This is a genomic window from Micromonospora sp. CPCC 205546 (genome assembly GCF_036902715.1).
In the GTDB taxonomy this organism is placed as follows: domain Bacteria; phylum Actinomycetota; class Actinomycetes; order Mycobacteriales; family Micromonosporaceae; genus Micromonospora.
In genome coordinates this window covers 1-9,390 of the sequence record NZ_JBAKHL010000119.1, presented here as the reverse complement: position 1 = coordinate 9,390, position 9,390 = coordinate 1, and the positions used below count along the sequence as shown (strand labels likewise).

General features: G+C 75.1%; 10 protein-coding genes and 1 pseudogene. 6 read left to right on the top strand and 5 right to left on the bottom strand.

Going from position 1 to position 9,390, the window contains the following annotated elements:
* Positions 1-273: hypothetical protein (locus tag V6U77_RS28945; RefSeq protein ID WP_334609925.1), on the top strand; the 273-nt coding region annotated here is incomplete at its 5' end.
* A 90-nt stretch (positions 274-363) separates the two neighbouring features.
* On the top strand, positions 364-903 hold the full coding sequence (locus V6U77_RS28940; protein ID WP_334609924.1) for a DUF1697 domain-containing protein: 540 nt from the start codon (positions 364-366) through the stop codon (positions 901-903).
* Positions 904-939: 36 nt separating this feature from the next.
* Here V6U77_RS28940 and V6U77_RS28935 read toward each other — a convergent pair whose 3' ends face one another.
* Both V6U77_RS28935 and V6U77_RS28930 read right to left on the bottom strand, forming a co-directional pair.
* A complete protein-coding gene (locus tag V6U77_RS28935; RefSeq protein ID WP_334609923.1) occupies positions 940-1,932 on the bottom strand; it encodes an MBL fold metallo-hydrolase in 993 nt (330 codons plus the stop codon).
* 154 nt (positions 1,933-2,086) lie between these two features.
* The gene (locus V6U77_RS28930; RefSeq protein ID WP_334609922.1) at positions 2,087-3,091 is read right to left on the bottom strand and encodes a serine hydrolase; all 1,005 of its coding nucleotides are present in this window, start codon (positions 3,089-3,091) and stop codon (positions 2,087-2,089) included.
* A 58-nt stretch (positions 3,092-3,149) separates the two neighbouring features.
* On the opposite strand from V6U77_RS28930, the gene V6U77_RS28925 reads away from it, so the two are divergent.
* The 4 genes from V6U77_RS28925 (at position 3,150) to V6U77_RS28910 (ending at position 6,703) form a co-directional block, all read left to right on the top strand.
* Positions 3,150-4,124 carry a LysR family transcriptional regulator gene (locus V6U77_RS28925; RefSeq protein WP_334609921.1) on the top strand — a complete coding sequence of 325 codons (975 nt, stop codon included), beginning with the start codon at positions 3,150-3,152 and terminating at the stop codon, positions 4,122-4,124.
* A 136-nt stretch (positions 4,125-4,260) separates the two neighbouring features.
* Positions 4,261-4,815 carry an NADPH-dependent FMN reductase gene (locus tag V6U77_RS28920; RefSeq protein ID WP_334609920.1) on the top strand — a complete coding sequence of 185 codons (555 nt, stop codon included), beginning with the start codon at positions 4,261-4,263 and terminating at the stop codon, positions 4,813-4,815.
* A 29-nt stretch (positions 4,816-4,844) separates the two neighbouring features.
* Complete coding sequence (locus V6U77_RS28915) at positions 4,845-5,855, top strand: ATP-binding cassette domain-containing protein (protein ID WP_334609919.1); 1,011 nt, start codon at positions 4,845-4,847, stop codon at positions 5,853-5,855.
* Positions 5,852-6,703 (top strand): ABC transporter permease, encoded by an 852-nt coding sequence (locus tag V6U77_RS28910; protein WP_334609918.1) that lies wholly within the window; start codon positions 5,852-5,854, stop codon positions 6,701-6,703. The genes V6U77_RS28915 and V6U77_RS28910 overlap by 4 nt, the downstream gene beginning before the upstream one ends.
* Positions 6,704-6,763: 60 nt before the next feature.
* On the opposite strand, the gene V6U77_RS28905 is transcribed toward V6U77_RS28910, so the two are convergent.
* From V6U77_RS28905 to V6U77_RS28895, 3 genes and pseudogenes are all read right to left on the bottom strand, one after another.
* A complete protein-coding gene (locus V6U77_RS28905) occupies positions 6,764-8,077 on the bottom strand; it encodes a hypothetical protein (protein ID WP_334609917.1) in 1,314 nt (437 codons plus the stop codon).
* Entirely contained in the window at positions 8,074-8,598 is a 525-nt protein-coding gene (locus V6U77_RS28900; protein ID WP_334609916.1) for a SigE family RNA polymerase sigma factor, read from the bottom strand. The genes V6U77_RS28905 and V6U77_RS28900 overlap by 4 nt, the downstream gene beginning before the upstream one ends.
* Before the next feature lie 93 nt (positions 8,599-8,691).
* Positions 8,692-9,390, bottom strand: a pseudogene (locus V6U77_RS28895) (ATPase); the annotation flags it as partial.

Genomic DNA, 9,390 nt, shown 5'->3' with positions numbered 1-9,390 from the left:
GGCGCCGCGCCCGCGCGGTCCACCGCCCCGGCCGGCCGGCGGGCGGCACCCGCGCCGGACCCGGCCGGTGCCCGCAGCGCGCTGGCGGTCATGTCGCGCCGCGAGGAGGGTACGGCGTACCTGGCCGGCTGGACCGCCCGCGACCTGCGGGTGCTCGCCGCGAGCCTGGAGCTGCGCGGCGTCGCCGGGCTGCGGAAGGCGGAGCTGGTCGACCGCATCGTCGAGCGCACCATCGGCTTCCGTCTCGTCTCCGCCGCCATCCGCCGGCTCTGACCGGCCAGCGGGTCGCCACGCCCACCGACGGGCCCGGAGCCGCTGACGGGCGCCTAGGCTGGCCCCGTACCGCCGGGTCGAGGAGGTCGTGTGGACAGCTGGGTCGCGCTGCTGCGCGGGGTCAACGTCGGCGGCGCGCGGGTCGCCATGGCCGACCTGCTCCGGCTGGTCACCGGCCTCGGCCACCACGACGTGCGGACGTACCTGCAGAGCGGGAACGTCGTCTTCGGCAGCACGGTGCGCGACGCCGACGCGCTGGCGCGGGGCATCGAGCGGGCGATCGTCGACGAGCTGGGGCTGACGGTGCCGGTGCTGGTGCGCAGCGGCCGGGAGCTGGCGGCGGTGGCCGGCGGCAACCCGTACGCCGACCGGGAGGACGACCCGACGCGGCTGCTGGTGATCTTCCTCGCGACCGCGCCCGACCCCTCCGCCGTGGCCGCCCTGACCGCGCCCGACGGCGAGAACCTGGCGTTCACGGTCACCGGGCGCGAGGTCTACCTGCACTATCCGGACGGCGGCTACGGCCGGTCGAGGTTCACCAACAACCACCTGGAGAAGAAGCTCGGGGTCGTGGCGACCACCCGCAACTGGCGGTCCGTGCGGGCCCTCGCGGAGCTGGCGGCGAGCTGACGGCCGCGGGCGGAACCGCGGCCCGTCGCGCCGGGTTCAGAAGTGGTACGCGGTGTGGTACTCGGGCACCACCACCCGGCTGCGCGGGGAGACCCGGCGTACGGCCGCCACGAGCCCGTCGAGCCGCTCACGGTCCGCCGGCGCGATGGGCACCGGGTTGCGCAGCGCGGTCTCGAAGTTGTCGAAGTGCACCGGCACCACCACCTTCGGCCGGTCCAGGGCATCGAGCAGCCGCTCGGCGTAGCCGGCGGTCACGGTGCTGCTCGGCAGCGCCACCATGGCCACGTCGGGGGCCAGCCCGGTCAGGTTCCGCTCGGCGAAGTCGCTCGCGCCCATGAAGAACACCGACGGGCCGCCGGCGACGCGCAGCTGGTAGGCGAGGGTGTCCCCCTCGGGCAGGTCGGCGATCGTCTCCGGCTTCGCCGGCGGGCTTACCCGTACGCCGGGAAAGGCCATCGAGTAGGACCTGTTGCGGCTGTGCAGGGAGCTGACCACCTCCACGGTGTACGCGCCGAAGTCCAGCACCTCCCCACCCCGCACCGGGCTGAGCTTCTCCGACGGCAGCCCGTACGCCAGGCCGAGATGGTAGGCGGTGAGCGTGCCGACGGCCCGGGCGCCGGTGCGCTCGACGACGCGCGGCACGTCCATGTAGTGGTCCCAGTGGGTGTGCGTCACGAGCACCGTCTCGGCCCGGTCCACCAGGGAGTCCACGACGTCGGCGCGGACCTCCAGCCTGGTGGCCGGGTCGAAGGCGCCCCTGAACAGCCCGGTGTCGATCCGGCTGAGGAAGGGGTCGACCAGGACGGTCCGCTCGCCGATGTCGATGCGCCAGGCGGACGTGCCCCACCAACGGAAGCTGACCGGGCCGCGGCGCCCGGTGGCCTGGGCCGCGGCGAGCGGCGCGGTGGGCGGCGGTGCGGCGTACGCCGGCACGGTGCGGGCGGTGCCGGCGGCGAGCCCGCCGGCGGTGACCAGCGCGGTGCTGGCGGCGGCGTCGCGAAGGAAGTGGCGGCGGTCGAGGTTGGGCATGCGGAACTCTCCCCGTCGTGGTGCTGATCGGTCGGTGTCGAGCCAATCAGCCCCGCCCCCGCCCGGTCCAAGATCCAGGCCCGACACGGTCGATACCCACCGACATATCAGGCCAGCCCAGCGGGGTCGCCGGCACCGCGGCGCGGCCGGAAACTCAGCTGGCGCGCAAAGCCTCGACGGCGGCCCGGGCGGCCCGACCCATCGCCAGGTCCACGTCGATGCGGCGGGTGGCGAGCTGCGTGGCGCGCACGAAGACGGCGACGGCGTACCGGCCGCCGTCGGGGTACTCGGCCACGCCGGCCTCCAGGTGCAGGCCGGGCAGACTGCCGGTCTTGCCGGCCACCCGCACGCCGGGCGGGAAGCCGGCGGCCAGCCGGGTCCAGAAGAGCTGCCGGGCCATCCAGTCCCGGACCATCGCGCACGCCTCGGGCGGGCCGGCCTCGTCCCGCCAGATCAGACCGAGCAGCCGGGTGATCTCCCGGGCGGTGCTCGACGTGGTGTGCGCCGGGTCGAACATCCGCATCGCCCGGACCCGCTCGGGCGGCAGGGCGGGGAAGATCCGGGCGAAGTCCGCCTCGGTGCGCGCGCCGACGTCGGCGAGCATCGTCTCCACCAGCTGCCGGGGGCCACCGACGATCCGGGTACGCGGCAGCCCCAGCTCGGCGGCGAGCATCGGCAGCACGTCCGCCCCGACCCGGCGCAGCAGCAGGTCGGCGGCCGTGTTGTCGCTGACCGACATGGCGAAGTACGCGAGGTCGCGCAGCGACACCTCGGCGTCGTCGGCGCAGCCGGCGATCCCCCATCCACCGAGCCGGTCGTCGGCGGTCACGAGGACCCGTTCCCGGGGATCGAGCTGACCGGCGACGACCTGTCGGGCGAACTCCAGCACCAGCAGCACCTTGAAGATCGAGGCGATCACCACCTGCTCGTCGGCCCGTACCGCCACCTCCCGCCAGCCGGGCCGCCCTGGTGCCGCGCCTGCGGATCCGCCCGGCCCCGCGACGGCGGATCCTGCCCGTCGCGCGCCCGTCGGCCGCCCGCACACCGCGCCCGCGGTCACCGCCTCGGGGGCGTCGCCGGCCGCGTCGAGGTCGACGGCGTGCAGGCTGCCGACGACCCCGGCCTGTTCGAAGATCTCGCCGATGCGCTCTGTCGCCACCCGCGCACCGTATCCGCCGTCCTGGGCCCGCGTGGGGGCGCTGGCGTAGGGTCCGGCCGTGGACCTGCTCCGGCACCTGCGGCACTTCGTGGTGGTCGCCGGGGAGCTGCACTTCGGGCGGGCCGCCGAGCTGCTGGGCATGGCCCAGCCGCCGCTGAGCCAGTCGGTGCAGCGCCTGGAGCGGGAGCTGGCGGTCGAGCTGTTCGACCGCTCCCGGCGGCAGGTGCGGCTGACCGCCGCCGGCCAGGTGCTCCTCGGCGAGGCCGAGGAGCTGCTCGCCGGGGAGAGCCGGCTGCGCAACCTGATGCGGCAGGTACGCGACGGGGTGTCGGGGGTGCTCCGCGCGGGGGTGCCACCGGAGACACCCGCGGTGATCCTGCGGGAGCTGCTCGACCGGCTGGCCGGGCGCGCCCCCGGGCTCGACGTGGACCTGCACGAGCTGACCAGCGGCGAGCAGGAGCGGATGCTGGGCGAGGGACGGCTGGACGTCGGCCTGCTCCACCACCCCGTCACCGACGACGGGCTGCGCCTCGGCGCCGCCGTCGACGTACCGCTGGGGGTGCTGCTGCCGCGTGCCTCGGCGCTGGCCCGGGGCCGGGAGGTCGAGTTGGCGGCGCTGGCCGGCCTGGACCTGGTGACGGCGCCCCGGGCCACCGCGCCCGGCTGGCACGACCACCTGCTGGAGGTCTGCCGCCGGCACGGGTTCACGCCCCGACGGGTCCGCCCCGCGCGGAACCCGGAGTTCCTCTTCGGGCTGGTGCTGGCCGGCGGCGGGGTGGCCGTCGAGCCGGCGGCGACGGCCCGCCGGGAACCCCGGATCGCCTGGCGGCCCATCGCCGGTTCGCCGCTGGTCCGGCGCACCTCGGCCGCGTGGCCGCGCCGGGCGGCGCATCCGGCCGCCCCGATGTTCGGCCACCTCGCGGCGGAGGTGCTGGCCGACGGCTCGGAACCCCCGGCGCCGCCGCCCGGACCGGCCCCCCGCCCCTGGCCGGTGCTCTTCGACGAGCGGCCTGAAGCCGGTCCCACCGGCTGACGGCCCGTCGCCGTCCGCGTCACGGGCAGCCCGGCCACGCCGGCCGGCGCGGTCGCCCGCCCGCGAGTTCTGATCTGGCGGGCGCTGGCCACCGTCTCGCGCCTGTCGGGTGGGACCGGAGCCGGGAGGGGGAGACATGACGCCGCTGCGCCTCGCCGTGATCGTCGGCAGCACCCGGGAGAGCCGGACGGGCGACCGGATCGGCCGTTGGTTCGTCGACCGGGCGCGGCGGCGCGACGGGCTGGCGGTGACCGTCGTCGACCTCGCCGACCACGACCCGGGCGCGCAGCGTCCGGGTCGGGCGGCCGCCGCGGCCGGGTCGTTCGTCGCGCAGCTGGCGCGGGCGGAGGCGTTCGTCGTGGTCACCCCCGAGTACAACCACAGCTTCCCGGGCTCGTTGAAACAGGCGATCGACCACGCGTACGACGAGTGGCAGGCCAAACCGGTCGGCTTCGTGTCGTACGGGTGCGGTTCCATCGGCCTGCACGCGGTCGACCAGCTCCGGACGGTCTTCACCGCGCTGCACGCGGTCACGATGCGCGACGTCGTCGGCGTCGACCTGCTCGACGGCGCGCCGTCACCCTGGGCGGCCGATGAGTGCGAGCGGGCCGCCGACGTCCTGCTCGACCAGCTCCGCTGGTGGGGCCTGGCCCTGCGCGACGGCCGCGCCGCGCGTCCGTACGTCTCCTGAACGTGTGACACCTGAGGAAGGTAGGGAGCATGAAACGCACCACCGGCCCGGCCATCGAGGCCGAGGGCCTGACCCGGTCGTTCGGGGCCACCAAGGCGCTCGCCGGCATGGACCTCCAGGTCCCCGCCGGCACCGTCTACGGGCTGCTCGGCCCCAACGGCGCCGGCAAGACCACGGCGGTACGGGTACTGGCGACGCTGCTGCGCCCCGACGGTGGGCGGGCGCGCGTCTTCGGGCACGACGTCGTCACCGAGGCCGACGCCGTACGCGCCCGGATGAGCCTCACCGGCCAGTACGCCTCCGTGGACGAGGACCTGACGGGGCTGGAGAACCTGGTGCTCCTCGCCCGGCTGCTCGGGCACGGGAAGTTGGCCGCCCGGGCGCGGGCGGAGGGCATGCTCGCCGCGTTCGGTCTGACCGAGGCGGGCGACCGGCAGGTCAAGAAGTACTCGGGCGGCATGCGGCGGCGCATCGACATCGCGGCGAGCATCCTCAACACCCCCGACCTGCTCTTCCTCGACGAGCCGACGACGGGCCTGGACCCGCGCAGCCGCAACCAGGTGTGGGAGATCGTCCGGGCCGTCGTGGCGCACGGCACGACCGTGCTGCTCACCACGCAGTACCTGGACGAGGCCGACCAGCTCGCCGGCCGCATCGCGGTGGTGGACCACGGCCGGGTGATCGCGGAGGGCACCCCGGGCGAGTTGAAGTCCTCGGTCGGTTCCGGCACCGTCCACCTGCGACTGCGCGACCCCGGGCAGCGGCCGGAGGCGGAGCAGCTGCTCCAGGCGGCGCTCGGCGTACCGGTGCAGCTCGCACCCGATCCGGTCGCGCTCACCGCGCGGGTCGGCGGGGCCGGCAGCGACCTCGACGCCAGCGCGCAGGCCGCCCGCGCGCTCGGCGACCTGGCGCGCGCCGGCATCGTCGTCGACGACTTCTCCCTCGGGCAGCCGAGCCTGGACGAGGTCTTCCTGGCCCTGACCGACCACCCCGCCGTCGCCACCGACGAGCGGACCGACGAGCTGGAGGCAGCCCGATGAGCAACGCCACCACGACCGGGCGCGCCCCGTCCGTCTACGTACCATCGGCGGAGGCGCTCTCCACCGTCCTCGCGCCCGGCGCGCGACCGCCGCGGCCGAACGCGCTGGCGGCGTCGCTGACGTTCGGCTGGCGCGCGCTGCTGAAGATCAAGCACGTGCCGGAGCAGCTCTTCGACGTGACGGCGTTCCCGATCATCATGGTGCTGATGTTCACGTACCTGTTCGGCGGCGCCCTCGCCGACAGCCCGCGCGACTACCTGCAGTTCTTCCTGCCGGGCATCATGGTGACGAGCGTCGTGATGATCACCATGTACACCGGGGTCGGCCTGAACACCGACATCGAGAAGGGCGTCTTCGACCGGTTCCGGACGCTGTCGGTCTGGCGACCCGCCCCGCTGGTCGGCATGATCTTCGGCGACGTGCTGCGCTACGTGCTGGCGGCCGTGGTCATCCTCTGCGTCGGGCTGGTGCTGGGCTTCCGCCCCGACGGCGGGCTGCCCGGCGTGCTGGCCGGGATCGGCCTGCTAGTGGTCTTCTCGTTCGCGTTCTCCTGGGTCTGGACGTTCTTCGGCCTCGTCCTGCGCAGCGAGAAGTCCGTCATGGGGGTGAGCATGATGGTGCTGTTCCCGCTGACCTTCCTGAGCAACGTCTTCGTCGAGCCCGCCACGATGCCCGGCTGGCTCCAGGCGTTCGTGAAGGTCAACCCGATCACGCAGCTGGTGGCCTCGGTGCGCGCGGTCATGTCGGGGGCGTCGGACGCGTCGGCCACCATGTGGACGCTGCTGTGGAGCGCCGTCTTCGTGGCGGTCTTCGGCACGCTCACCATGTACCGCTACAACCGCCGCTGACCGTGCCGACGACGGGCGCCGCCACGGAGGTGGTGGCGCCCGTCGTCGCTGGTCGGCCGGCTAGGAGTCGACCCGGACGGTGGTGACCGTGCCGCCGGCGGCGGTGACACGCACCTCGGTGGTGCCGGCGGGCAGCAGCGCCGCGCCACGCCCGGCGTCGTGCCACCGCCCGGCGCCGACCCGGTAGCTCAGCGCCGCGCCCTCGGCGACGACGACGAGGACACCCTGCTCGTCCGGCAGCCGCAGCCGCACCGGCAGCGGCGCGGTCCAGTCGGCGAACCCGCTGGCCACCGGCTGGAAGGGCGCGTCGCCGTGGGCGAGCAGTGCGATCGCGCGGGCGGGGTCGTCGTCGTACTGGACGGTCTGCAGCAGCAGCAGCCGGCCGTCGGGGGTCGCCCCGTAGACGATCAGGCGGGGAGATTCTCCATCCCGGTGGGTGCCGCCGGGATCGACGTAGGCGGCGAGCGCGTCCGTCCCGTGCACGTTCCTGCCGACCCGCCCGCCGGGGTCGTCGCCCCACAGCCGGTCCGCGCCGGGCAACGTGTAGGTGACCGACCGCGGCTGCGGACTGTCCTTCCCGTCGGCGAAGAGAATGTCGCTCGCGTTGGCGATGTGGACGGCGGTCGTCGCGCTGACCGGCCTCCTAAACAGGGCGACGGTCACCCTGCCGCGCTGCGGCGGCACCGACAGCACGGCGGCCCCGTCCCGGAAGGCCACCGGCTGGAAGGTGCGCTCGATGCGGCCGTCGGCCGCGTACCGGAGCGTCGGTGAGAAGTCCACCGGGTGTCCGACGTCGAGCACGACCAGCACGTCGCGCCGTGGCCCGAGCAGCACGGCCTGTGAGTTGCCGTCCCTGCCGGAGTCGACGAGTGTCTCGGTCGTCATGACCCGCGGTCCGGCGGCGGTGGGCTCGACGAACGCGGCCAGGCCGACCTGGCGGGCGCCGTCCGGGCTGGACACCACCGAGTTGATTTCGGTCCGCTGCGCGACGTAGGCGGCGGGCCCGGCCGGCGTGTCTCCCGCCCAGACCACGTGCGGATCGCCCCGGAGGCCGTTCCCGAGTTGCCTCGCCCGATGCCGCCACGCCTCGCGAACCTGCCGCAGATACGCCTCGTCGCCGGCCAGGTCGCCGCGGGTGGGTCCGTCGAACAGCGGCGAGGCGACCTCCACCGCCGCCCCGTCGTCCCGGAGGTGAAGGGCGCCGCCCACGGGTACCGCCACCACGGCCGCGCACAGCGCGGCCAGGACCGCTCGACGCCACAGCAACCGGCGCCGCCCACCCCGTCGCACGTCGTCGAGCAGAGTCGGCGGGCCGACGAGGTCGTCGGTCACCCGACGCAGGACGCCCCGCACGTCACTCTCTTCGATGGTCATCGCGCACTCCTGGTGTCGGTCGGGACGGACAGGACGAGACTCGATCCGGCCAACGCCTCCCGGAGGTGGGCCAGGCCGCGGGAGGCGTGGCTCTTCACGGTGCCCTCGGAGCAGCGCAGCGCCCCGGCGACGTCGGCGACCGACAGGTCCTCCAGGTAACGGAGCACCACGGCGGCGCGCTGCCGGGGCGGCAGGGTACGCAGCGCCGCGACGACCGCCTGGCGCAGCGCGATGTCGTCGGCGTGGTCCCGGGCGACCCCGTCGTTGTCACCCAACGCCTGCTCCTGCCGCCGGGACCGCCACCGCCACCGGTTGATCGACCGGTTGACCAGGGCCCGCCGGGCGTACGCCTCCGGGGAGGTGCGCACCCGCCGCCAGCGCACATACACCTGCTCCAGCACCTCCTGAAGCAGGTCCTCGGCCGCGTGTCGGTCGCCGGTCAGCAGGTAGGCCACCCGCAACAGCGCCACCGACCGGGTACGGACGAAGTCGTCGAACTCCGCGCCATGCGCATCTCGCATCTGGCCCCTCCTGGTCTCTCAGACAGCAAGACACCGCGCGGGGCTGCCGGGTTTACCGGCCCTCGATGGCGACGATCGCCCGACGCCCGAGGGCTACAGGCGCCAGGGCAGCGGCTCGGGCGGGAGGTAGCGGCAGGTGCCGCCGGTGGTGACGGTGTCGCGCAGGTGGGCGGCGAGGCCCGGGTGGCGCTGGTCGAGCTTGCGCAGCGTGTCCCGGATGCGGGCGGTCACCGTCTTGCGGGCCCGCTCCGCCTCGTCGCCGAGACGGCGGCTGCGGCCGGCCAGCCCGGCGGCGGCGCGCAGCTCGGCGAGCAGGGCGTCGCGCTCGGCGTCGAGGTCGGCCACCCTCCGCCCGTCGCCGCGCTCGGCGGCCCGGTCGATCTCGTCGTCGAGGCGCTCCAGGTGCCGCCGGTAGCGGGACTTGGCCTCGTCGTCGAGGACCGGATCGCCGCCCATCCGGCGCGCGGCGACGAGTTCCGGCCCGGCGGCCGGGTCGAGCAGTTCGACCGCCGGGACGTCGACGCCCGGCCGGCTCAGCAGCACGTGCAGGTCGCGCAGCCCCTTCGCGTCGGGCAGGTGCACCACCACGCCGGCGTACGCGAGCTGCCAGACCGGCCCGTCGCGGCGGAATCCGTACGCCTGCACCGGCTGCTGTGCGACGACCGACGGTGGCGGCCCGGCCTCGACCACCGACGAGGCGCGCGGCCCGCCGGCGGCCTGCGCGGCGGGCGGCCCCGTCCCCGCCGGCGCGGTGGGCGGCCCGGCCGCGTCCGACCGTGGACGGTGCCCGCC